Source organism: Methanothermobacter sp., assembly GCA_030055615.1.
Taxonomy (GTDB): domain Archaea; phylum Methanobacteriota; class Methanobacteria; order Methanobacteriales; family DSM-23052; genus Methanothermobacter_A.
The window spans coordinates 218501-244184 of sequence record JASFYN010000003.1; the positions used below are offsets into that span (position 1 = coordinate 218501).

Genomic DNA, 25684 nt, shown 5'->3' on the forward strand with positions numbered 1-25684 from the left:
GTCTAATATAGTAGAGATTTATATTATCTATAGATGGAGTTAATATAAAGTCTATGTAGATATTAAAATATTCTTTGCAAGGGTGATCATCTTGATAATAGGGGGCTCCGCATCTCAAAATTTGGCTGCTAAAGTTGCTAATCTACTCCATGACCAATTGTGTCCAATAGAAACACATAAATTCCCTGATGGTGAAAGATACATCAGGATAAAAGGTGAAATCCCTGATGAGGTTATTGTCATCCAATCAACAGGGTATCCACAAGATGAAAATTTCATGGAATTATTTTTAATAATAAAAACCCTCAAGGATATTGGCGCCGATAAAGTGAAAGTCGTGATACCATACCTTGGATATTCAAGGCAAGATAAAAGATTTAAACCCGGAGAGGCCGTCTCTGTGAAGATAATAGCGGAACTAATAGAAACTGCAGGTGCTGATGAAGTATTCTCTATCAATTTGCATGAACATAATATAATCAGATTTTTCAACATACCAGCCCATGAACTTTCAGCCATACCTCTACTTGCAGAATATTTATCCCCAATGGTTGATGATCCCATCATAGTTGCACCTGATAAGGGCGCCTTGGCCCATGCCAAGACGATGGCTGAGATAATAGGCTGCGAATACGATTACATGAAAAAAGTGCGTATTTCACCTGAAAAGGTAGAGACATGCCTCAAAAAGTTTGATGTGGAGGGTAAAAGTGCTATAATAGTTGATGATATTATCAGTACAGGGGGTACAATTGTCAATGCAGCTAGCATATTACGCAGTCAAGGCGCTAATAAGATCAAAGTAGCTTGTGTACATCCCGTGCTTGTTGATGATGCCCTACTAAGAATATTCTCAGTTGGCGTGGATGATGTTATAGCCACTGATACCATAAAATCAGAGATTAGCATGGTATCAGTGGCTCCGCTTATAGCAGAAGCCCTAAAAGGGGATTAATGGGCTGTGGGGTTCTTTATTATACTCTTTGGCATTATATCGCTTAGCCTCTGCATCTTCTCTATTAAACTTTCTTTACCCTTACCTATGAGAGCATGCTCTAAGACATCCCCTAAGCTTTCAACAGGTATTATCTCTATTTTACCCTCATACTTCTTCTCTATCATCACATCATCCATGTTAGCCTTGGGGATGAGCACCTTTTTAATCCCTGCTTCTGCCGCGGCTTCTATCTTACCTGTAACTCCACCAACCGGTAATACATCTCCTCTTATGCTTAATGATCCTGTAAGTGCCACTGACTGGTCTACTGGTATCTCTTCAAGGGCTGATATTACTGCTGTCGCGACTGATACGCTTGCACTGTCACCCTCCACGCCTTCGTAAGCTTGTAGGAATTGTATGTGTATATCATAATTGGAAATGTCGGTACCGGTATATTTTTTGATAAGTGCACTTACATTCTGGACGGCTTCCTTGGCTATCTCACCTAGTTTACCTGTTGCTATGATCCTACCTTCTTCTTTGCTCTGTGCTGGGGCGGCCTCAGCGGCTATGGGTAATATTATACCACTACGATCCCCTATGATTGCTAATCCATTCACCCTGCCGACTTCGCTCCCATGGGATTTGAAAACGCTATATTTTTTCTTTTGGGTGATGTACCTATCTGCTATCTGTTGTTCGAGGGTTCTTGCAAGTTTCTTCGCCTTTAGCACGTGCTTTTTGGATACGAGTTCAGCCCCCTCACTTTTTGCAATATCACCAGCTGCTCTTACAAGGCCCCCAAGATCCCTTAATTTTAGGGTTAGTGAATCTTTCTTACCTGCCCTTCGCTGGGCTTCCCTTATGATCTCTTTTATGGCATCCTTGTTGAAATGGGGTATCCGCCCATCCTTTTCCACTTCTTGTGCCACGAATTGTACAAGTTTTTGCCTGTTCTCTGGGGTGTCTGGCATGGTGTCTTTCATATAAACCTCGTAGCCATAGCCTCTTATCCTTGAACGTAATGCTGGGTGCATTCCCTTGAGCACGTGTAGGTTACCTGAAGCCACGAGCACGAAGTCGCAAGGTACTGCTTGTGATCTTACCATGGCTCCACTGCTGGTTTCGCTTTGTCCTGTGATTGAATATTTCTTGTCTTGCATTGCTGTTAGGAGTTCTTGTTGTGTTTTCATCTTCATTGTACCTATTTCGTCGATGTATAGTACTCCTTTGTGGGCTTTGTGTATCATCCCCGCCTCTACTCTTTCATGTGCTGGGGTTCCAAGGCCTCCTGACTGGTATGGGTCGTGTCTTACATCACCTAGTAGTGCACCGGCATGAGCTCCGGTTGCGTCGACGAATGGTGCTGTTTTTTTCCCTTCATTGTTTATTAATAATTTTGGTACCATTACTGTTTTCTGTGGTCTCACTTGTTGTAATGCTAGGAATATTATCCCTGCTGCTATTATGGCTGCTAGGAATTGTTTGAGCATGAACCCCATTAGGAGTATGAAGCTTATTATAGCTATCATGAAAAGGTTTTTCTTTTCTTCTTGGGCTCTTGCCCTGCTTTTGTGACTCATCACAATCTTTTTACCTTCACCAGCGGGTACTGTGCTGATCACAGGATTGTTTGGGTCATCGAGGTTGGGGTAAACCAGTATATCTTGGAGTTGTTCCCTTGGTAGTAATTCTGCCATCGCCCTTGCCAGCATTGATTTTCCTACGCCTGGTTCTCCGATGAGTAGTACATTACGACGTTGCTTAGCAGCCTTTTTTATAGTTTCAACCGCTTCTTCTTGGCCTATTATCTGATCTATTAATCTCCTGGGGACTGGTATGTCCTTTGAAGTTTCATATGAAAACGATTCCTTCATGTTAGCCTTTTTAATCTCGGTTGTCATTTTTATCCAAATTCCTCCCCTATTTTGAGATTAAAAAAATAATCACTATAATACTAGGATGTTTTTCATAGGTTAAATATTTTTCTAACATTTATTTATTTTATTATTTTTTTATCTCAGCTATAAGTGCAAGTGCATTCTGTATGAATTTTTCAACTATCCTACGATACTTCTCTTCCCTGGCCCTTAACTCCTCCTCCATCTTCTTTCTATCAGTGATATCCCTTATAATGGATGTAATATAGTTTTCCCCATTGAAAGTCCATGGAGTTAGTGACATTTCCACTGAGATAATAGTTCCATCAGCTCTTCGACTCTTAGTCTCGAATATTTTGCCTGCGAGTGGATGCTTACCCTTCCTCTTGAATTTATCCATCATCTCCTTAAAATCTTCATGAAATTCGGATGGTATTATAAGGGTAAGTTCCTGGCCTATGATTTCATCACGTTCATACCCGAATACCCTATAGAATGAGGGGTTAGCCTCGAAAATCCTGCCATCCTCATCAACTATGAGTATGGCATCAGCAGTAGATTCAAAAACGGACTTAAACCCTTCTAACAATTTTTCACTGGGTTTCATTGACAAGAATATCCTCCCATCCTCGAGTGGGACGCATGTCACAAGCACAGGTATAATAGAACCATCAACCCTAAGATCCGTATGTAAATCCTCAACAAACCCCCCTAAAACGCTAGTATCCAAAATATCCCCAAGATTAATCCTCTTTAATCTATCCTTTGGCAGGCCAATTAATTTTATGAATTCCCTATTATATTCTTCTATAACAGAATCTCTTACTATGAGATTAGCACCTTTAGAATATTCAAAAAAGATATCTTCAAGGCTGGGAGATTCCATGAAATCAACCTCACTACTTTTTTATTTTAAAATATTGGATATATATACCTAACAGTCATTGGGGGATACTCATCATATGAGCGCAAAGTGTATAATGATCCAAGGAACATCATCAAGCGCTGGTAAAAGTGTCATGGTAGCTGCACTTTGCAGGATATTCGCAAAGAAGGGATACAGGGTTGCGCCATTCAAATCACAGAATATGTCACTCAACTCTTACACAACAAATGAGAACAGGGAGATAGCAATGGCACAGGTTCTGCAAGCAGAGGCCGCAGGCGTCGAACCATCACATCACATGAACCCCATACTATTAAAACCCAAGGAAGATTTCATATCACATGTTATAATCCATGGAAAACCAGCAGGGAACATGAACTTTTATGATTATCAGAGGAAATTCCGAAAAAAAGCCTTAAAAGCCATAAAAGAATCCCTAGACCATCTAAGAGAAAATTATGATCTTATAATCATCGAAGGTGCAGGTTCACCAGCAGAGATCAACATGCGCCAATACGACCTAGCAAACATGGAAATAGCACATTTAGCAGACGCAGACGTGATACTAGTAGCCGACATAGACAAAGGAGGCGTATTCGCATCCATCGCAGGCACATTCATGCTACTAGACAAAAAAGACAGAAAAAGGATAAAAGGAGTGATCATAAACAAATTCAGGGGAAACCTAGACATACTATTGCCAGGGATCAAAAAAATAGAAGAAATAACCAAAGTCCCAGTACTTGGAGTCATACCCTACGATGAAAACCTCAAATTGCCAGAAGAAGACTCGGCCTCACTATCAGAGAGAAAATACAAAAGTAAAGGAAAAATAAAAATAGGAGTTTTAAGACTGCCAAGAATATCTAACTTCACAGACATAGACCCGCTAGAATATGAAAAAAACGTCTCAATAAAATTCATAGAAGCAGAAGACACACTCCACGGATTAGATGCCATAATAATACCAGGGACCAGGAACACAATAAACGACCTCCTATTCCTAAAAGAAAAAGGATTCCACGATGAAATAAACGATCTTAAAGATGAAAGCTTGATATTTGGGATCTGCGGAGGATTCCAAATGCTAGGCAAAAAAATAATAGACAAGGATCATAGAGAATCACAACATGGAAGCATGGAAGGCCTAGGACTTTTAGATTGTAAAACAGAATTCACAGGCGCCCCAAAGATAATAACACAAAGCCAAGGAAAAATAATAGGCCATGGAATATTCCAAGGATTAAAGGGCGTCCAAGTCAAAGGTTACGAACTCCATGAAGGCACAACAATCCTAGGAGACTCCGAACCCTTAATACTCTTAAAAAAGGGTTGCGGTAACATGCCAGGAAAAAAATTTGATGGGGCAGTTGAAGGGAACATTGCAGGAACATACCTACATGGCATATTCCACAACCTAAAATTCCGCAGATACTTCACAAACATACTCCGCGAAAGAAAAGGCCTAGAAAAAATACCCTACAATATAGACGAATTCAAAGATAATACAAGATTTTCCATAGAAAGACTAGCAAAGACCGTGGAAAAAAACATCAACCTAGAATTCATAGAAAAACTAATAGAATCAAGCCACTAAAAAAGGCCTTGCTATCGTGAAAAGCACGAAGATTGTCACGATTATCCCCATGATAATAAGTGGAATTCCACTCCTTGGAATATCCCGCAACTTCACAAAACCCGTCCCATGGGCCATGGCCACCGTAGGATCTGCTGTAGGTAACATGAAAGAAAGTGAACATGCTATCGCAACAGGCACAGCATAAATACCAACAGGTAAATGCTGCGTATGGGCAAGGGTGACAGATAAAGGCACAAGTATAGCTGACAAGGCTATATTAGACATAACCTGTGTTATACTAACAGCCAAAACCATAAGGACAAGTGTTATAATCAATGGGTTAGGAGATCCTAAGGTCACTATTATATCCTTTATAAGCCACTTAGCAGCCCCAGTATTTAAGAGGGCGGAACCAAGTGAAAGAGCACCACCAAAGAATATTATAAGCCCCCAGTCAATGTTCTTCTGCACATCTCTCCAATTTATCACACCCGCGAAAATGAAAAGCACACCAGCTATAAGAGCCACAGAATAACTATCTATGCCTGTCCAACCAGCTGTAACCCAAAGTACTATCGCAAAGAATAATATTAGGAGGGTTATCTTCTCATCACGTTTCATTGGCCCGAGCAAATTGAGTTTATCATCAACGGTTTTGTTCTCTGTGCCATGGACTTCTGGTGGGAAAATCTGGAGTAAAATCTTCCAGATTATCAGCATGAGTATTATTGAAAGTGGAAATCCGAATATCATCCAGTTTAGGAATGGTATTTTCGTGTAGGCTGCTGCCATAAGGTTAGGAGCTGTTCCTATCTCTGTTGCGAGTCCACCTGCCAAAGAACCGAATGATGCTCCAAGGATCATGCTCTTGGCGAAATTGCTTTCACCATTCTTTGCACTTTTACAGCCCATTAAGCCGATTATCTCTTTTATGACTGGGAGTAACATTGCAAATGCCACAACATTTTCGATCCAAGCAGATAAGAGGCCCGTTGAAAATATGCTCACAAATAATGTCCTCTTAGGGGAAATTCCAAGCTTTGAAAGGAGTGTGTATGTTAATCTAAGTGCGAGTCCGCTCTCTCTTATCGCATCCGCCATTATAAAGCCGCCTATTATAAGAAATATTATAGGATTTGCAAATCCTATAACCGCATCTTCAAAACTTTGAATACCAATTAGTGGCTGTATAAATAATATGATCATGGAAGTCACAGCTAATGGTACAACCTCACTAATCCACATAAGGATGGCGAAAACTAATAATGACAAGGCGGCATGGCCAGAAGATCCAATCCCAGGCAATGGTATAAGATAAACTACTAAAGCTAATAATATGCTTATCAAAAGATAAAAATGATCCTTCGTGCTGGCCATCATTGACACCAACTTTAAATGGTATCCTTTTTTTATATATAAATGTTTCCATGATACGGGGGGAAGTAAGGGCATGAAAACTGTCCATAAAATAATTTTTAAAAATTCAAAGGATATGGATGAAATCACCAACGAGAGCGTGAACTTTGTACTCACATCACCACCATACCCCATGATAGAGATATGGGATAATCTCTTCTCATCGTTTAATCCTCAAATAGGTGAAGCCCTCAAAAACGGGGAGGGGATGAAAGCATATAATCTCATGCACAAAGAACTAAATAAGGTCTGGGATGAAATAGATAGGGTGATATCTCCTGGGGGGATTGTTTGCATCAATATAGGAGATGCCACGCGGAAAATAGGAGATTCTTTCAAAGTTTACGCAAACCATTCCCGTATAATATACTATTTTGAAAAGAAAGGTTACAATATTCTACCACTTATTATTTGGAAGAAGGAGACCAACAAGCCAACAAAGTTCATGGGTTCTGGCATGCTACCACCAAATGCCTATGTCACGCACGAACACGAATATATATTAATATTCCGGAAAGATGGTCCCCGCCAATTCAAAACAGAAAAGGAAAAAGAGAAAAGGAGGAATAGTGCATACTTCTGGGAAGAGAGAAACGAATGGTTTTCTGATATATGGACTGATTTAAAAGGCACCCCACAAAAATATGAGAATATGAAAAGAAAAACAGCAGCATACCCTCTGAGATTAGCATATAGGCTGATAAACATGTACTCAGTCCAGGGTGACACCATTTTAGACCCCTTCCTGGGTACTGGGACGACAATGATAGCTGCAATGTGCGCTGCCCGTAATTCAATAGGATATGAGATCGACACCAATTTTAAGAATATAATAGAAACGCGAATAAAAAAGGTTAAAAAACTATCAAGGAAACTCATCAGTGAGCGCCTACAAAAACATCTAAACTTGATCAAAATGAAAAATACTAGATATAGGTCGAAATATTATAGTTTCAATGTTATGACAAAACAGGAACGAGATATATTATTCCACATAATAAAAGGAATTGAAAAAGATGATGAAAACAAGTTCAAAATAACCTATAAACCCTTGAAAATTTGTTCATGATTTGTATTTCTTCTCAAATCTCCTCCAAGACTTTGCAATGTAAGGTTCACACTTATCGAGTTCACTGAGCAGACACATTCTTATAGTATCGGTCTTTATCTCCTCCTTACCCTCCAATTTCCGGGTTACAGTCTCATATATCTTATCTATTATCTCTCTTTTCTCTTCGAGACTATAACCCGCATCAATGGTAGCCTTTTCAAGAGATGCTCTGATCTTCGAAGGCTTATATGGTTCCAATCTCCCTCTTCTCTTTATAACCCTCATCATTCTTCACCATCCACATGAAACAATCTCATGAGGTTTTCTGGTATTAGGCTGGGCTCTAATCTCTTAACCTCCAACCGCTAGGGTTTCACGAAGCCTCTACCCTTCACCGTCCATCAAGACACTAAATTATATTCTATTTTTGGACATATTTAAACTTAACATATCAATCCTCCTTCTTCTATCCACTTTTCCACGACGGGATCTCCAAACAACAGAAAAGACAAAAACATTATTCTGAATTCTAAAGACAATGATCTTAAAATTAGACTATATTCAGTAATTTTTATATTTCATGTTACTATATTAGGTTCATAGAAATCTCATCGGTGTTCTATAATGCCAGTCATAACACTCGAATATGAGGATCTGAAAGAACTAGGGATAGATATAACCAAGGACAAACTTATTGATATTCTCCCCATGATGGGCAGTGACATCGAAGAATTCGACGAAAAAAGTGTAAAGGTGGAATTTTTCCCCAACAGGCCAGATCAACTTTCGGTGGAAGGTGTTGCAAGAAGCCTTAAAGGTTTCCTAGGCCTTGAGAAAGGTTTGCCATCCTATAAGGTTAAAAAATCCCAGATGAAAGTCTATGTAGATAAGAGTGTGACAAGTATAAGACCCTATATTGGGATGGGCATCGTTAAAAATGTTAATTTTAATGATAAAAAGTTAAAGCAGGTTATGGAGTTCCAAGAGGATCTACATTGGGTCATAGGAAGAGACAGGAAAAAAGTGGCCATAGGCATACATAACCTTGACGTGGTGGAGGCTCCATTCACCTACAAAGCCGTTAAACCAGATGAGGTGAAGTTCACTCCACTTGATTGTGACCATGAAATGACACCAGCCCAAATACTCAGAGAACATCCAAAAGGTGTGGAATATGCCCATCTTTTGGAAAAATTTGATCGTTATCCTCTAATCATTGACAAGGACGGGAAAGTCCTCTCAATGCCACCTATAATTAATGGAGAGCTTACAAAACTCACAGACGACACTAGTAACATCCTAATAGACGTCACAGGGACTGACGAGCGTGCTGTCATGCAAACATTGAATATAATCTGCACTTCCTTCGCAGAATCCAATGGCAAAATAGAAAGCCTCAAAATATCCCGCCCCGAAAAAGAACTTGAAACACCAAATCTAACAGCCAAAACAAAAAAATTAAAGGTCTCGAATGTTACAAGGATAATAGGAATAAAACTCGATTCAAAGACCATAATAGATCTTCTAGGAAAGGCTAGGATGGACGCAGAGACCATATCAGAGGATGAAATTAAAGTTAAAATTCCACCCTACAGAGTCGATATACTCCATGAAGTCGACATCATCGAAAACATTGCAATACAATACTGTTTCAATAATATCAAACCTGAAATCCCAGCGATCCCAACCATAGGAGAGGAAGACCCGTGGTATGCGATTGACAAGTTCATAAGAGAAATCATGATAGGCCTTGGCTTCCAAGAGATCATGAGTTTGATGTTAACCAACGAAGAAAATCATTACCATAAAATGAGACTTAAAGAAGATGAAAGAGTTGAAGTGGCCCAGCCAATATCCACAGATAGGACAATGATAAGAAAAAGCTTACTTAATAGTCTGCTAGAATTCCTAGAAGCTAACAGGCATGAAGACTTGCCACAGAAAATATTCGAGATAGGCGACGTAGTATACATCGACAAGACCCAAGAGACAAACACTCGACTAGTTAAGAAACTTGCAGGTGCTATAATACACTCAAATGCCAATTTCACCGAAATAAAATCCACAGTAGCGGCTATAATAGAAAATCTTGGATACAAATTCCAAATAGAACCCATGGATCATCCATCTTTTATAAAAGGTAGATGCGCCAAAGTAGAAGATAATGGGTTGACAGGGTTTTTCGGAGAATTACACCCGGAGGTTATAACCAACTTCAAATTAGAATACCCTGTAATCGCTTTTGAAATAACATTCCCCGCCAGATAAAATCACGGGGTTTATCTGCCAATTATTGTGACTCTGACTCTGCGCCTTCTTGGACCATCAAATTCAACAAAGAATATGCTCTGCCATGTACCAAGATCTAGGGAACCACCAATAAGGGGTATGCTCTGACTACCACCTATGATCATCGCCCTTAAATGGGAATCTGCATTATTATCAATGGCATTATGCCCATATGATCCGCCCATAGGTATCAACTTTTCAATAACCTTCTCAAAGTCTCCAAGAAGCCTTGATTCATTTTCGTTTATGAAAATGGCTGAGGTAGTGTGTCTCGTGAAAACATTCACGATACCATCACTGATATTCGAAGCCTTCACAATATCTTTCACCTTCTGTGTTATGTTCACAAGTTCCATCCTCTTTGAAGTCTTTATGTTTATTTCATCCGAAAACATTTCCAATATGATCAAACCTCCTATCTCTTGTTGGATAAGCGTGAAGTCAACTTGTAAAGGAAGCTTTTTTCATGATAAAATGCATGATGAGGGCAAAGCTCCATGCAGCATAAACAATTCACACACTTTTCATAATCAAATACTGGAGATGATGTGCCCTTAGTAAGGGCGCCAGTGGGGCAAGCCTCTACACACACACCACAATTTTCGCAATTTCTATCATCAATGGCAGGCCTAGACCACCAAAACTTTAAAAGTGTTCTAGCTAACCTTGAAGGTAAAAATTCAAGGGCATGATATATATTCGAGGGCCATTTGAAATCATCTAATATTGTGGGTTCCTCCCCTATGATTTTAATATTACTTAAACCTTTGCCAAGTCCCCTTTCTATCGCTATCCTATTAGATGGTATCATATATGGATCCATTCCAAGGATGTGGGGGATGTAAACGTCTAACGCTACTGTATCATTTGATGCTAGTATGATTCCAAGTTTTCTTGGATTGCCTCCTGATGGGCCGTTGCCTTCCATTCCAATTATACCATCTACGATTGTTAGGTTTGGTTGTGTGAGCTCATATATGTCAACTATTCTTTCACTGAATTCTGATGGTCTTGGGTATTTTCTATGGTAATCTGTTTTCCTGGCTCCTGGGATAGCCCCGTACATGTTCTTTATGGCGCATGTTAATATTGTTAGGTTGTGGGTTTTTATCTTCGGGAGGTTAACGATAAAATCGCATTCGAGTATAGGTTTTGCTATGGGATATTTTTCTGATTTGAACTTCTTGATGTATGATCCCGTTGATTCAAAATTTAATAGTTTGATACCTAATTTTTTGCTTATAGTTTTCATCCCAGTTTTTTCCCATAGGTTTTCTAGGTTGGTGTAGGGGCTTCCTGGACTGTCACCTATCATGACATTCACATTTTTTTCGAGTAGTATTTTTGCTGTGGCTTCTACAATTGTTGGGTGTGTTGTTATCCCCTCTTCTGGTGATGCGCTCATTAGAAGGTTTGGTTTGAGGAGTACATGGTCACCTTTTTCTAAATCTTCAAATCCATTTATATTCTCGATACATTCTCTGATGGCCCATTGGACCCTTGAGGGATTGTATGATGTGCATTTTTTCACTGCTATCAATGATTTCAATTATGCCCCCCCTATTGGGTTTTTTGGAAGTGTTTGTGGATTTTCTCAGCGAGTTTCCTGTTTATCCCCTCTACTTGGCTTAGCTCTTCTATACTAGCACTTTTAATAGCCTCTGTGCTTTTGAAGTGTTTTAGTAGTCTCATTTTCCTCTTGGGTCCTATTCCTCTTATTTTATCGAGTTGAGAAGCTCTAAAGTTTTTATTTCTGATTTTGCGATGGTATTCGATGGCGAATCTGTGAGCTTCGTCCCTGACATGTTGTATGAGGTGTAGAACCTTAGAATTTCTTGGTAGTTTTATTGGACTCGTCGAATAGGGTGTGTATATTTTTTCATCTTTTTTAGCGACTCCTATAACCGGTATTTTAACTTTTAATGATTCAAGGACGCTTAAAGTTGAATTTAATTGTCCTCGACCACCATCTACTATTATGAGGTCTGCTTTTGTCTCATTTTTTGAGTATCTTCTTTTGATGATTTCGCGGAGCATGGCATAGTCATCAGGTCCTTTTGTGTGTATCTTGTATCGTCTGTAAAGGCCCTTTGCAGGCTTTCCATCTATAAATGTCACCATGGATCCTACTGGCGCCTCTCCACTAATATTTGAAATATCGTAGCCTTCTATCCTCTTGGGGTGTTTTGGGAGTTTGAGTTGCCTTTTTAATTCAGCTAGGATCCTATGGGTTTCTGTTTTTTCTTTTGAAAGTTTTTGGACGCTTTTAACCGCAACTTTTAAAAGTTTTAGGTCAGATCCTCCTCTGGGGGTTCTGATTTTAATTTTAACCCCCTTTAGGTTGGATAACCATTCCTCTAATAGTCCTTTCCTGTTTATAGTATATTCTGTGATTATTTCTTCTGGTATTTGATGTGGTGTTGAATAGTATTGTTGGATAAATGCTGATAATATCTCTTCAGGAGGTTCTTCACTGATATTATCCATGGTTAAATCTTCTTTACCTATGATTTTCCCATCTTTGACGTGTACTATCATGATATGCGCTTTATCATTGAATCTAATAGCTATAATATCTTTGTCTATACCTCTAGTGAATGTGGTTTGTTCTTTTCCCATGACCTCTTTTAATGATATTATTTGGTCCCTTAGTGTTGCTGCTTTTTCGAATTCTAAATTTGATGCTGCATCTTCCATTTCCTCTTCCAATTCTTCTAATATGTCCTTGTATTGTCCTTGAAAGAAGAGCTCCACTCTTCTGATCATCCGCATGTATTCATTCCTTGAAATATTACCGGTGCATGGACTGTAACATAGGCCCATCTGGTTGTTAAGGCATGGTCCGTCCATTCTTTTACAGTCCCTGATCTTAAATAAGGATTTTAGAAATTTAATCATTTTTTTCGCGGCGAATGTGTTCGTGAAGGGTCCGAGGTAGGCTCCGTCGGATGTTATTCTCCTTGTTATTGTTATTCTCGGATATTCTTCGCTGGTAATTTTAATGTAAGGGTATCTCTTATCATCCTTGAGATGGATATTATAAGGTGGTTTATATTTTTTGATAAGGTTGCTCTCAAGTATTAGAGCCTCCCTTTCAGTGTTTGTTAGGATATACTCTACATGGTCTAGGTGTTTTCTCATGTTTTTTATTTTTGGATTATCTGTAGGCTGGAAATATGATCTCACACGTTTTCTCAAGGATATTGACTTTCCGATATAGAGTATGTTACCCTTTCTATCCTTTAGGATGTAAACTCCTATTTTATCTGGGAGATCCTCAACCTTTTTAACAGCCACTGCCAATTATAACCCCCACCTAATCTGGAACCAATACCCCATAATGATTATATATGATGCCGCGAATATACTTTTTTAGTATATTCTTGGTTTTTGTCAGTGATTTGATGATGAAATTTAGATTAAAATCAGATTTCGAGCCCAAAGGGGATCAGCCCAAGGCTATCAAGGAATTAGTTGATGGGGTAAAGGAAGGTTTAAGGGAGCAGACACTTCTTGGGGTCACGGGATCTGGTAAAACGTTCACAATAGCAAATGTTATAGAGGAGGTTCAAAAGCCGACTTTAATCATCTCCCATAATAAGACACTAGCTGCCCAATTATACGAGGAATTTAAGGAGTTTTTTCCAGATAATGCAGTAGAATATTTTGTAAGCTATTATGATTATTACCAGCCAGAAGCTTACATCCCACAGACAGACACTTACATAGACAAGGAAGCTTCAATAAACGATGAGATAGATTTGATGAGACATTCCACCACACAATCTCTCCTCACAAGGGATGATGTTATCGTGGTCTCTAGCGTATCATGTATCTACGGTATAGGAGCCCCATGGGACTACGGGGAATCCACGCTCTCACTTAGCGTGGGATCCCAGTTAGATAGGGAGGAAGTTTTATCAGAGCTCGTGCACATGCAATATGAAAGAAATGATATAGAATTCGACAGGGGACAATTCAGGGTCCGCGGAGATATACTAGAGGTTAACCCAGTCCATGGGATGCCCCCAATACGCATAGAATTTTTTGGAGATGAAATAGACTCCATATCATTCATACACCCCACCAAGGGTGAAAGAATAAAAAACCTAGAAAAGGTAACCATATTCCCAGCCAAACACTTCATAATATCAGAAAATCGCATGGAAAAGGCCATAGAATCCATAGAAGAGGAACTTGAGGAAAGATTGAATGAATTAAAGGGTCAGGGGAAACTTTTAGAAGCTCAGAGACTCGAGCAGCGCACAAGATTTGACATAGAAATGTTAAAGGAAATGGGTTACTGTCCAGGTATCGAAAATTATTCTCTACACCTTAGCGGGCGCAACTGGGGTGATAAACCCTACACATTACTCGACTACTTCCCAGAAGATTTCCTAACAGTCATAGACGAGTCACATGTTACAATACCACAAATAAAGGGAATGTACAAGGGTGACAGATCACGTAAAGAAACCCTCATAGAGTATGGTTTCAGATTACCCTCAGCATTAGAAAACCGTCCCCTCAAATTCAAGGAATTCCAAGAAAGCATAAACCAGATAATATATGTCTCGGCAACCCCAGGAGAATATGAACTTTCAAGAAGCCAAAAGGTTGTTGAACAGATAATAAGACCCACGGGACTCGTAGACCCCAAAGTCATAGTAAGACCGGTCCAAGGACAAGTAGACGACCTCCTCTCTGAGATAAACAATCGCATTAAAAGGGGTGAACGTGTACTCGTAACCACACTTACAAAGAGGATGGCCGAAGACCTCACAGACTATTATTCAAAAATGGGTATCAAGGTAAGATATCTACATTCTGAAATAGACACTCTCGAGAGAGTTGATATCATCAACGACCTCCGCATAGGAGAATTCCATTGCCTCATCGGAGTCAACCTATTAAGGGAAGGATTAGACTTGCCAGAAGTTTCACTAGTAGCTGTTCTAGACGCTGACAAGGAAGGATTTCTAAGATCTGAAACATCACTCATCCAAACAATTGGTAGAGCAGCCCGCCATGTTAAAGGTGAAGTCATATTATATGCTGACAAACTCACAGACTCTGTAAAGGCTGCGGTAGAAACCACTAACAAGAGGAGGGAAATGCAACTCGAATATAACAGGAAACATGGCATAACCCCAAAGAGTGCTAAGAGAAGCCTCAAAGTCAAAAAAGAGAAGATAAGAGTAGAAGATTTGGATGAACTTCCAGAGGATGAAGTTAAACTTATCATAAAAGATCTTGAAGAAGAGATGAAGAAAGCTGCATCAAACCTCGAATTTGAAAAAGCTGCTAGGATCAGAGACCAGATCCTGGCCCTTAAAGGCATCTCAAAATAAAAATTAAGGGATATAAATGGATAAAAATATCGTGATCAAAGGTGCCAGGGAGCACAACCTCCAAAATATAAACCTCAAACTCCCAAGGAACAAATTCATTGTTATAACCGGGATAAGCGGATCAGGGAAATCATCACTCGCATTCGACACAATATACGCAGAAGGACAGCGAAGATACGTCGAATCACTCTCAGCCTATGCAAGACAATTTCTAAGCCAAATGAAGAAACCAGACGTAGACTATATCGAAGGACTATCACCAGCAATATCCATAGACCAGAAAGCAACCAAGATGAACCCAAGATCCACCGTGGGGACAATAACAGAAATATATGATTACCTTAGATTACTCTTCGCACGCATAGGCAAACCACACTGTTACATCTGCGGAAAAGAAATTTCACAACAAACCTCAACACAAATAGTTGACAGGATACTTGAAGAAGAAGACGGTACAAAAATCTACATCCTAGCCCCAATAATAAAAGACAGAAAAGGAGAACATAAAAAAGTCCTGGAAAAACTCAAAAAGGACGGTTATGCAAGGGTCCGAGTAGACGGTGAAATACGCGGACTAGAAGAAGACTTCAACCTTGAAAAAAACCGTAAGCATACAATAGAAGTCGTAGTGGACAGACTCATAATACGCTCAGATACAAACTTCAGAAAAAGACTAGCAGATTCCATTGAAACAAGCATAGAACTAGGCGAAGGCACCCTAATAATCCTATACCCTGATAAGATGGAAGAAAAGGTTTTCAGCGAACATTTCGCATGTACAGACTGCGGCATAAACTTCGAAGAGATCAGTCCCAGGATGTTCTCATTCAACAGTCCACACGGAGCCTGCCCCGAATGCAATGGCCTTGGAAGCAAACTCGAGATAGACCCAGGCCTTGTAGTCCCAAACCCAGAACTCTCACTAAACCAGGGAGCCATCATACCATGGAGCAAATCTTTGAAAAAAGAAAACTACTATTATCAAATGCTTGAAGCAGTAGCCAAACATTATGAATTTAGTATGGACACGCCATTCAAAGATCTCGACCCAGAACACCAAAAAATCATATTATATGGATCCCAGGATAGGATACAATTCGTATTCAAAAGAAAGAATAGGAAATATCGGGTCAATAGAAGATTCGAGGGTGTTATCCCCCGCCTAGAAAGAATATACCTAGAAACCAAATCCAATTACATGAGAAAATACATCGGAGAGTTCATGAGTAACAGGCCCTGTCCTGCATGTAATGGTAGCAGACTCCGTCCTGAAAGTCTTGCAGTTACAATCAATGGCAAATCAATCCATGAAATAACTGAAATGTCAATTAAAGAAGCATTAGAGTTCTTCAAAAGACTTAAATTAACACCCAGAGAAGAACACATTGCCAAGGATGTTCTGAGGGAGATAAAAGAACGTTTAAAATTCCTAGTAGATGTGGGATTAGAATATTTGACATTAAGCAGGTCATCAGGGACGCTCGCAGGTGGAGAAGCCCAAAGGATCAGACTCGCCACGCAAATAGGCTCAAGGCTCGTGGGAGTGCTCTACATTTTAGATGAGCCAACCATAGGCCTCCATCAACGAGATAACATCCGATTAATCAACACCCTCAAAAAACTCAGAGACCTTGGGAACACCCTAATAGTAGTTGAACACGATCCCGAAACCATACTATCCGCTGATTATATTGTTGATATTGGCCCGGGGGCGGGTGAACATGGAGGGCGCATAGTAGCAACAGGAACTCCCGAGGATATAAAGGAAAACAAAAATTCGCTCACAGGAGCATATTTATCAGGCCGGAGAACAATACCAACACCCCCTAAAAGAAGACAAAAAAACAAATACATCACCATAAAAGGGGCTAGTGAAAACAACTTGAAAAATATCGACGTTAAAATACCATTAGGGGTATTCACATGTGTTACAGGCGTTTCAGGCTCCGGTAAGAGCACCCTAGTGAATGAAATTCTCTACAAGGGCCTGTATCAGAGACTGAACAACAAGCACATGAACCCTGGTAAACATAAGAGTATAGAAGGTGCACATTATCTAGACAAAGTTGTGATAATAGACCAGTCACCTATTGGGCGCACACCCCGTTCTAACCCTGCAACATATACTGGAGTATTCACACCTATAAGAGAACTCTTCGCCCAAACACCCGAAGCGAAAAAGAGAGGATACAGGCCGGGCAGATTCAGTTTCAACGTGAAAGGGGGTAGATGCGAAGCCTGTAACGGGGATGGGATCATAAAAATAGAGATGCATTTCCTAGCCGACGTTTACATCCCATGTGAAGTGTGTAAAGGTAAAAGATACAATGAGGAGACGCTACAGATCAAATACAAGGGTAAAAATATTGCTGAAATACTTGACATGACCGTCGAAGAAGCATTAGATTTTTTCCATAACATCCCATCAGCCAAGAATAAACTCCAAACATTATATGATGTCGGCTTAGGCTATATAAAACTGGGACAACCTGCAACAACATTATCTGGTGGTGAAGCCCAAAGAGTCAAACTTGCAAAGGAACTAAGCAGAAAAAGCACCGGTAAAACACTCTATATATTAGATGAGCCTACCACAGGCCTGCACTTTGATGATATAAAAAAGCTTTTAGACGTGTTGAATCGTCTTGTGGATGCAGGGAATACTGTGGTGGTCATAGAACATAACCTTGATGTTATTAAAATGGCCGATCATATAATAGACCTTGGACCAGAAGGAGGCGAAGAAGGAGGTAGGGTAGTCGCTGAGGGAACACCCGAAGAGGTCGCTGAATCAGGAACATATACTGGAAGGTTCTTAAAAAAGGTTATAGAATCTTCAAAACCCCCATTTGAAACAACAATCATAGAAGCAGATAAAGTCAAAGATTAACATATAGGATGCGCGGCCTTCACTTACGCTCCAACTTAACGGTGCTAAGATGTTATGGTGGCAGAGTATAAAATAAGAGTAGAGATTATACCTTTTATCTCATTTATATCCTTTATATAACACTTCCTGTTAATGCCATCATCACTATACTCGAAGAAGAATACATGTTTCTAATTGCTTTACTTGGTTTTATTCTGATTTTCCTTGGCACATATAGGTAGATATTATACACCTCTTGCAAACACGGGAGAGGGGCAAAACCTCGTAAAGACAAGAATTTACGCAAAAGTTAGGCATCCTATCTATTTATCAGGCTTAATTTTATTATTATGGTTTACATTGATCGCTGGAAACTTATATGGTCTTTTATTTTTTATCTTGTCTTTGGCAGCTCTGATCATGCGGATAAGAAAGGGAGTTCATTAAAAAATTTGGTGGAGAATACAAGCAATGCGCAAAAGAGATTCCTCGATTAATACCAAAATTTAAAGGGAAAATGAGATAGTCTCATGGCGTCCCCCCTGCCAACTCTTCGGAATGCTTCATATTCTATCCCACCACGAATGTATAACAAGCTGATATATGGCTTCGCCCTGAGCTAAGCCCAAATCCATTAAGCTATCCCCCGGTGGTGTAGATCTATTCATCCTAATGTAAACCACCCTAATATTTCTCTATCTTCGCTTTCCTTTCCATTTGTCATCCTCTGGTGGATCATCACTCCTTAAAATTATGTTCATATTCCAATAAGATCTTTTCCAGATAAATACAGCCAAAGGATCTCAAAAACTTTATTCAAAACAAAAAACATAATCCCATAACGCAGGTGTTGTAAATGGCCCGGTGGAAGAGATTATCAGAGATTACTATCAGCGAGGTACTTGAAGACCTTGGAACTTCAGATGATGGTTTAAGAGAAAAAGAGGCCAGAAGAAGGCTTGAACTGGAGGGATTAAATGAGATTAAATTCAGAAAGCCACATCCACTGCTTAGATTCATAAAACAGTTCAAGAGCCTACTCGTATACATTCTGCTAACAGTCTCTGTCTTCACCGCAATCATAGACGAATGGATTGACACAGCTGTTATAGCCGGGGTTGTAATCCTAAATTCCATCATAGGATTTATACAAGAAGGTAAAGCAGCAGAGGCCATCGAATCCCTCCAAAAATTGACTGAATCCAGTTCCACAGTAATAAGGGATAGCGAAAGGAAAAAAATCCCCTCCAAATTTCTTGTACCAGGAGATATTGTCATAATTGAAGGAGGGGAGAAAGTACCTGCAGATATAAGAGTCATTGAATCAAAAAACCTTCTGGTGGATGAATCCGCCCTCACAGGCGAATCAGTGCCGGTTGAAAAGGACAACACCCCTTTGAATGACGATGATATAGAGAAGGGTGAATTCAGGAATATCTTATTCAGCGGGACAGTCGCAACAGAAGGTAGGGCAAAGGGAGTTGTAATATCAACTGGAACAGACACAGAACTCGGGAAGATAGCAGAGAAGGTTCAAGGAGTGGAGGTTAAAACGCCACTCCTAAGGAAGATTGACGAATTTTCACGCATAATCGCAGTTACAATAATTGCAGTTGCAGCCTTTAACTTCATCACAGCACTGATATTCGGTTATGATGCCGTATTTGCTTTTTTAGCATCAACATCCTTGGCTGTTGCAGCCATACCTGAGGGACTTCCGGCTGTCCTCACAGTCACCCTGGCCCTTGCAGTGAAGGTGATGGCAGATAAAAATGCAATAGTCAGGAACCTCCCTTCAGTAGAAACTCTGGGAAGCGTTACCGTAATATGCTCAGATAAAACAGGAACCCTTACAAAGAATGAGATGACAGTCAAATGCATATATTCTGGAGGGGTCTTCTATGAGGTTGAAGGAACAGGTTACAATGAAGAAGGAAGAATAAAGCTTAAAGGTTCGGCTATAACTGAAGTTCCAAGGCCATTAAGAGATGTTCTCCTCTGCGGCCTTAATTGTAACAATGCATCTCTCGAGGGTGGCAAGCTCCATGGTGACCCCACAGAAGCTGCACTGATTGTGGCAGCTCATAAAGGTGGAATAATAGATCAGAAAGGGCGTATAGATGAAATACCCTTTGATTCATCAAGGAAGTACATGGCTGTACTCACAGATGATGGTATGATCTATGTCAAGGGATCCCCTGAAAGGGTAATTGAAATGTGCAATTATGAAACCACCTTTGATGGGATTGTTCCCATTGAAAGAGAAAGGCTCATGGTTAAACTACACGAGATGACATCCAGGGGTCTTAGGGTCCTTGCCTTTGCAGCCCGAAAACATTCAAAAGCTGAAATCCATGATGAAGACCTCCATGAGATGTTATTCCTTGGCTTTCAGGGGATGATTGATCCCCCGAGACCTGAGGCCATTGAAGCGGTTAGAAAATGTAAATCTGCTGGTATAAGGATAATCATGATAACAGGGGATCATGCAGGCACAGCAGAGGCCGTGGCAGGTGAACTTGAAATCGAAACTAGAACTGTTCTTACAGGACTTGAAATTTCATCAATGGACCCTGATGAACTGAGGAAATCCCTTGAGGAATGTAATGTTTTTGCAAGGATGACCCCTGAGCACAAGCATATTATAACCGAAATTCTAAGGGATGATGGTGAGATAGTTGCAATGACAGGGGATGGTGTAAACGATGCCCCCGCCCTTAAAATGGCCGATGTTGGTGTTGCGATGGGAAGTGGCACTGACGTTGCAAAGGAATCAGCTGACATAGTTCTTGCAGATGATAACTTCTCAACCATAGTTGCAGCGGTCAGTGAAGGTCGAAACGTCTATGAAAGGATAAGGCGGATAATATATTATGTACTCCCAACCAGTGGTGGCCAGGCCCTCATAATACTCCTTTCATTCCTCATTTCACCCATCACTGATGCATTCAGGGTTTATCTGCCTCTACTACCCCTCCAGATTCTCTGGATAAACATGTTTGATGGAGTATTCCTAGCCCTACCCCTTGTGGCCGAAGCATCAGATGAAGCCGTCCTTGAAAGACCCCCCAGGAAGCCAGATGAGGGGATAGTGGATGCTACATTCATCAGGAAGGTCGGGTTGGTGTCAGTTGCAATGGCCCTTTCAGGCCTTTCGGTGTTCCAGATTGGAATTTTATGGGGTCTTACAGTTCCAGAGGCCCGTACAGTCACCTTTACAACCGTTATTTTCGTTCATGTTTTCTATCTCCTGACTGCAAGATCCTTGGATGAGTCAGTCCTCAGGATCCCGGCAACAAACAAGTGGGTGATCTATGGTATACTCTTCACCCTGTTTATCACAATCCTCATAGTATATGTACCTGCACTTGAATTCATATTCAGGACAATGGCCTTTCCAGTTCAATGGTGGGCCATTATAATTCCATTTTCTCTTACAGGTCTTTTATTAATAGAGATCGAGAAGTACTTCTTGCGAAAGGGTGGAGGAACATGAGGTAAACTTACAATACAGAGTATGGTTCACGGAGAGGGATCTCATAAATGTTAATGTTATAATCAGCAGATCTCCAAGTTTAGATTTCAATTGCATTAGCTGAGATTTTGATGCTCCTTACCACTTGTTACCAAATGGTATGTTTACATCCTCCATCATTCATGTAGTATATGGTGGGAGGTCATTACAGTTATACTATGTACATCGATTTTGTCACAAATTGAAAAATTATTTTTTTGGGTTCTATTTCATTCGAAATTGGGTATCTGATTCCTGGAAATGATTTTAGTGTTTTCCACAATCCGGCCTGTTAAAAGATTTTAATCATGAATAGGATAATCATGATGATGGGTTGATGGATGAAGTATATGAAGAGTGAATGTCTTCCAATGAATGCTAGAAACCCTATAATTTTATAACTTGAAAAATCTCTTAGAGGGAATCTCCTTTTATAGTCATTGTATAGTTTCCCAGCGGTGTATATACCAATGGAGACTACGCCCATCCATGGTAGAATCGGGAAATAGTCGAGTGTGTAAAAATCCTTTGGTATTACACCAAGCCAGAAAAGATAATTGATATCGAATCTTTGATTTAGGAGGAAAAGGCCCATTATTATGAATAAAATGGCCAATGGAATATTTAATTTTTCATAGCGCAGGAGAGGGTAACTGAGTATTATAGCGACTCCTATAAAATGCAGAACCCCAAATATTATATAGCCATTACCAATTAACAACCAAGTTACAAAGGTGATGATAAAACCATATGATAGTATCCTTAAACCTCTCTTCACATATTTTAAAATGAGCAAGCCCTTATATCTGGAGAGGACTGTGCGCATATAACTGAGCTTAAGGGACGCTCCCACAAGGAATATGAAAATAGAGGCTGTTAATCTTCCAAAAAACCATAAAAGTCCCCCCTGGATGTTAAATGATGCGATCCCTAAATAGTTCAAATCGAAAAATAAATGGAAGGTTATCATCATTAAAACTGCAATTCCCCGGAGTAAGTCCACTTCCCAGAATCTCTGATCCAGTTTTTGAATCGACATTATAAACTATTTTATACCTTCCATGATAAAATTTGATTCTAATCAAAAATTTTATATATTATATCTGATAATAGTCTACACTGAAATGTATGCGGCGTTAGTCCAGCCTGGTTAAGACACTGGCCTGCCACGCCAGCGACCCGGGTTCAAATCCCGGACGCCGCATTGCGGTTGTAGTCTAGTCTGGTTAGGACTCGGGCCTTCCAAGCCCGCGACCCGGGTTCAAATCCCGGCAACCGCATGTACTCGTTCTCTTCCACAATCAAAATTTTTTTCTTCTTGGTATTTGTTTCAAAAACTTGGGAGAAAAAAGTTTATAAGCTTATAGAGGAATGTTAAAATAAAATCTTATATTTCAAATTTTGGTTGGAAAGATCTTCATCTAATTAAAATAGGTTGTGATTTTCATGGCTGGAATTGTCGGATACGGGGTTTACATCCCATTATATCGGATAAAAATTGAAGAAATAGCAAAAGTTTGGGGAGACGACCCCCAAACCATCATGAAGGGTCTAATCATCGAAGAGAAGTCCGTACCAGCCCCTGACGAGGATACCGCGACCATATCCGTTGAAGCTGCGAGAAACGCCCTGAAAAGAGGTCAAATAGACCCTGATAAGATAGAAGCAATATATGTGGGGTCAGAATCGCACCCATATGCTGTTAAACCAACCGCAACAATAGTGGCCGAAGCCATCGGGGCAACACCACAATTAACAGCAGCTGACCTCGAATTCGCATGTAAAGCAGGCACAGCCGGGATGCAAGCATGTTTAGGTTTGGTAAAGGCTGGGATAATAGACTATGGTCTTGCAGTAGGAGCTGACACCGCCCAAGGAGCGCCTGGTGACGCCCTAGAATATACTGCATCAGCAGGAGGTGCAGCATACATCATAGGAAAAAGTAATCTACTAGCAGAGATAGAAGCCACCTATAGTTTCACAACTGACACACCAGATTTTTACAGGAGGGAAGGCATGCCATATCCCCGTCACGGTGGCAGATTCACAGGAGAACCCGCATACTTCAAGCATGTGATCTCAGCTGCAAAAAACATAATGGAAAGAGAAAATCTCAAAACATCTGATTTTGATTATGCTGTATTTCATCAACCCAATGGTAAATTTTACCTTAAAGCAGCTAAAAAATTAGGCTTCAAAACAGAACAAATAAAACCTGGACTTTTAACTCCCAAAATAGGTAACACTTATTCAGGTGCAACACCCATTGGACTCGCAGCAACACTAGACATAGCAAAACCGGGGGACTTGATACTAGCAGTATCCTATGGTTCCGGCGCGGGAAGTGACGCCTTCATAATCAGAGTAGAAGATGGAATAGAAGAAAAAAAAGAACTTGCACCAAAAGTCCAAGAAATGATCAAAAATAAAACATACATCAACTATGCATTATATGCAAAATTCAAAGAAAAACTCAAAATGGCCTAAGGTGGGATAAAATGAGAGATGTTGCAATTATCGGAGTATCACAGACAAAATTCGGCGAATTATGGGACATATCATTCAGAGACTTGATTACACAAGCAGGATTAGAAGCCATCGAAGATGCGGGGATCGGAGGAGCCGACCTAGAAGCAATGTACATTGGGAACATGTCAGCCGGACTATTCATCAAACAAGAACACATAGCTTCCTTAATAGCAGACCACGCAGGACTCACACCCATCCCAGCCACTAGGGTAGAAGCGGCTTGCGCCTCAGGAGGTCTCGCTCTCAGAAGCGGCATAATGGCCATAGCCTCCGGCTACCATGACATGGTACTCGTAGGGGGTGTGGAAAAAATGACAGATGTCGTTGATCCAACCCCTGCGATAGCAACAGCATCTGATCAGGAATGGGAAGCCCAACAAGGAGTTACATTCCCTTCACTCTATGCCATGATGGCCCGGCGTCACATGTACGAGTACGGGACAACAAGAGAACAACTTGCAATGGTATCGGTTATAAATCATGAAAATGCTGCTAAGAACCCTAAAGCCCATTTTCCAATGGAAATAACAATAGAACAAGTTCTAAGTTCTAGTATGGTTGCCAGTCCATTGAGATTGCTTGATTGTTCACCCATATCTGATGGCGCATCCGCTATAATATTATGTTCAGCTGAAAAAGCGAAGGAATATACCGATACACCAGTCTATGTGAAGGCTTCGGCGCACGCTTCAGGGACAATAGCATTACATGATAGAAAAGACATTACAAGAATTGATGCAACTGTACACGCAGCAAAAAAGGCCTTTAAAATGGCAGGTCTAGAGCCGCGGGATGTTGATGTGATCGAAGTTCATGACTGTTTCAGCATCAATGGCATACTAGCAATAGAAGACCTCGGATTTGTCAAAAAGGGTGAAGGCGGACTCGCGTTCGAAGAAGGTTTAACGCGTCGTGATGGCGATATTCCATTCAACCCCTCTGGCGGTCTTAAAGCAAGGGGTCATCCACTTGGTGCAACTGGCATAGCACAAGCAGTGGAAATAGTATGGCAACTCAGGGGAGAAGCAGGTAAAAGACAAGTAGAGGGTGCAGAAATAGGATTAACACATAATATAGGGGGTACTGGTGGAACAGCTGTTGTCCATATATTCTCAAGATAAAAAAAAGGAAGAAGTTTAGGAGGGGTTTACATTGGTGGCATTCCGCCTTCCATTCCCTCCATTCCTTCTCCTTCTTCTCCACCTTCTTCTCCTGCAGCGGCTATGACATCATCGATTCTTAGTATCATCTCTGCTGCTTCTGCTGCTGATTGTATGGCTTGTTTTTTGACTCTGTGTGGTTCTAGTACTCCAGCTTCTTTCATGTCAACTACTTTACCCTCGAAAACATCTAAGCCCATGTATGGTGACTCTTCATGGG

General features: G+C 40.4%; 18 protein-coding genes and 2 tRNA genes. 11 read left to right on the forward strand and 9 right to left on the reverse strand.

Going from position 1 to position 25684, the window contains the following annotated elements; translation table 11 throughout:
- Positions 1–91 precede the first annotated feature (91 nt).
- Positions 92–955 carry a ribose-phosphate diphosphokinase gene (locus QFX38_06760; GenBank protein ID MDI9624569.1) on the forward strand — a complete coding sequence of 288 codons (864 nt, stop codon included), beginning with the start codon at positions 92–94 and terminating at the stop codon, positions 953–955.
- Here QFX38_06760 and lonB read toward each other — a convergent pair.
- A complete protein-coding gene (gene lonB / locus QFX38_06765) occupies positions 952–2844 on the reverse strand; it encodes an ATP-dependent protease LonB (GenBank protein ID MDI9624570.1) in 1893 nt (630 codons plus the stop codon). The genes QFX38_06760 and lonB overlap by 4 nt on opposite strands.
- Before the next feature lie 103 nt (positions 2845–2947).
- Positions 2948–3706 (reverse strand): PAS domain S-box protein, encoded by a 759-nt coding sequence (locus QFX38_06770; GenBank protein ID MDI9624571.1) that lies wholly within the window; start codon positions 3704–3706, stop codon positions 2948–2950.
- A gap of 76 nt (positions 3707–3782) precedes the next feature.
- On the opposite strand from QFX38_06770, the gene cobQ reads away from it, so the two are divergent.
- Positions 3783–5303 (forward strand): cobyric acid synthase CobQ, encoded by a 1521-nt coding sequence (gene cobQ, locus QFX38_06775; protein MDI9624572.1) that lies wholly within the window; start codon positions 3783–3785, stop codon positions 5301–5303.
- On the opposite strand, the gene QFX38_06780 is transcribed toward cobQ, so the two are convergent.
- Entirely contained in the window at positions 5292–6662 is a 1371-nt protein-coding gene (locus tag QFX38_06780) for a DASS family sodium-coupled anion symporter (protein MDI9624573.1), read from the reverse strand. The genes cobQ and QFX38_06780 overlap by 12 nt on opposite strands.
- A gap of 73 nt (positions 6663–6735) precedes the next feature.
- Here QFX38_06780 and QFX38_06785 point away from each other — a divergent pair, with 73 nt between their 5' ends.
- Positions 6736–7770 (forward strand): site-specific DNA-methyltransferase, encoded by a 1035-nt coding sequence (locus QFX38_06785; GenBank protein ID MDI9624574.1) that lies wholly within the window; start codon positions 6736–6738, stop codon positions 7768–7770.
- On the opposite strand, the gene QFX38_06790 is transcribed toward QFX38_06785, so the two are convergent.
- A complete protein-coding gene (locus tag QFX38_06790; protein MDI9624575.1) occupies positions 7765–8037 on the reverse strand; it encodes an ATP cone domain-containing protein in 273 nt (90 codons plus the stop codon). The genes QFX38_06785 and QFX38_06790 overlap by 6 nt on opposite strands.
- Positions 8038–8376: 339 nt before the next feature.
- Between QFX38_06790 and pheT the strand changes: the two genes are divergently transcribed.
- Positions 8377–10020 (forward strand): phenylalanine--tRNA ligase subunit beta, encoded by a 1644-nt coding sequence (pheT, locus tag QFX38_06795; GenBank protein MDI9624576.1) that lies wholly within the window; start codon positions 8377–8379, stop codon positions 10018–10020.
- A gap of 11 nt (positions 10021–10031) precedes the next feature.
- On the opposite strand, the gene QFX38_06800 is transcribed toward pheT, so the two are convergent.
- From QFX38_06800 to uvrC, 3 genes are read right to left on the reverse strand one after another with little or no spacing between them, the layout of a single operon-like run.
- The gene (locus QFX38_06800) at positions 10032–10436 is read right to left on the reverse strand and encodes a secondary thiamine-phosphate synthase enzyme YjbQ (GenBank protein ID MDI9624577.1); all 405 of its coding nucleotides are present in this window, start codon (positions 10434–10436) and stop codon (positions 10032–10034) included.
- A 20-nt stretch (positions 10437–10456) separates the two neighbouring features.
- Complete coding sequence (locus QFX38_06805) at positions 10457–11590, reverse strand: DUF362 domain-containing protein (protein MDI9624578.1); 1134 nt, start codon at positions 11588–11590, stop codon at positions 10457–10459.
- An 11-nt stretch (positions 11591–11601) separates the two neighbouring features.
- Positions 11602–13344 carry an excinuclease ABC subunit UvrC gene (gene uvrC, locus QFX38_06810; GenBank protein MDI9624579.1) on the reverse strand — a complete coding sequence of 581 codons (1743 nt, stop codon included), beginning with the start codon at positions 13342–13344 and terminating at the stop codon, positions 11602–11604.
- A gap of 101 nt (positions 13345–13445) precedes the next feature.
- Here uvrC and uvrB point away from each other — a divergent pair, with 101 nt between their 5' ends.
- From uvrB to QFX38_06825, 3 genes are all read left to right on the forward strand, one after another.
- Positions 13446–15392 carry an excinuclease ABC subunit UvrB gene (uvrB, locus tag QFX38_06815; protein MDI9624580.1) on the forward strand — a complete coding sequence of 649 codons (1947 nt, stop codon included), beginning with the start codon at positions 13446–13448 and terminating at the stop codon, positions 15390–15392.
- 16 nt (positions 15393–15408) lie between these two features.
- Positions 15409–18282, forward strand: a complete 2874-nt coding sequence (uvrA, locus tag QFX38_06820) for an excinuclease ABC subunit UvrA (protein MDI9624581.1) — start codon at positions 15409–15411, stop codon at positions 18280–18282.
- 835 nt (positions 18283–19117) lie between these two features.
- On the forward strand, positions 19118–21757 hold the full coding sequence (locus QFX38_06825; protein ID MDI9624582.1) for an HAD-IC family P-type ATPase: 2640 nt from the start codon (positions 19118–19120) through the stop codon (positions 21755–21757).
- 310 nt (positions 21758–22067) lie between these two features.
- Here the strand turns inward: QFX38_06825 and QFX38_06830 are convergent, their stop codons facing one another.
- Positions 22068–22814: a heparan-alpha-glucosaminide N-acetyltransferase gene (locus QFX38_06830; protein ID MDI9624583.1), complete on the reverse strand. Its 747-nt coding sequence runs from the start codon at positions 22812–22814 to the stop codon at positions 22068–22070.
- Positions 22815–22905: 91 nt separating this feature from the next.
- On the opposite strand from QFX38_06830, the gene QFX38_06835 reads away from it, so the two are divergent.
- From QFX38_06835 to QFX38_06850, 4 genes are all read left to right on the forward strand, one after another.
- Positions 22906–22979 (forward strand) — tRNA-Gly (locus QFX38_06835).
- A 2-nt stretch (positions 22980–22981) separates the two neighbouring features.
- Positions 22982–23055 (forward strand) — tRNA-Gly (locus tag QFX38_06840).
- Positions 23056–23221: 166 nt separating this feature from the next.
- A complete protein-coding gene (locus QFX38_06845; protein MDI9624584.1) occupies positions 23222–24262 on the forward strand; it encodes a hydroxymethylglutaryl-CoA synthase in 1041 nt (346 codons plus the stop codon).
- Between the two features lie 11 nt (positions 24263–24273).
- Complete coding sequence (locus tag QFX38_06850; GenBank protein ID MDI9624585.1) at positions 24274–25425, forward strand: thiolase domain-containing protein; 1152 nt, start codon at positions 24274–24276, stop codon at positions 25423–25425.
- Positions 25426–25451: 26 nt separating this feature from the next.
- Here QFX38_06850 and QFX38_06855 read toward each other — a convergent pair.
- On the reverse strand, positions 25452–25684 hold a 233-nt coding region (locus tag QFX38_06855), incomplete at its 5' end, for a TCP-1/cpn60 chaperonin family protein (protein ID MDI9624586.1).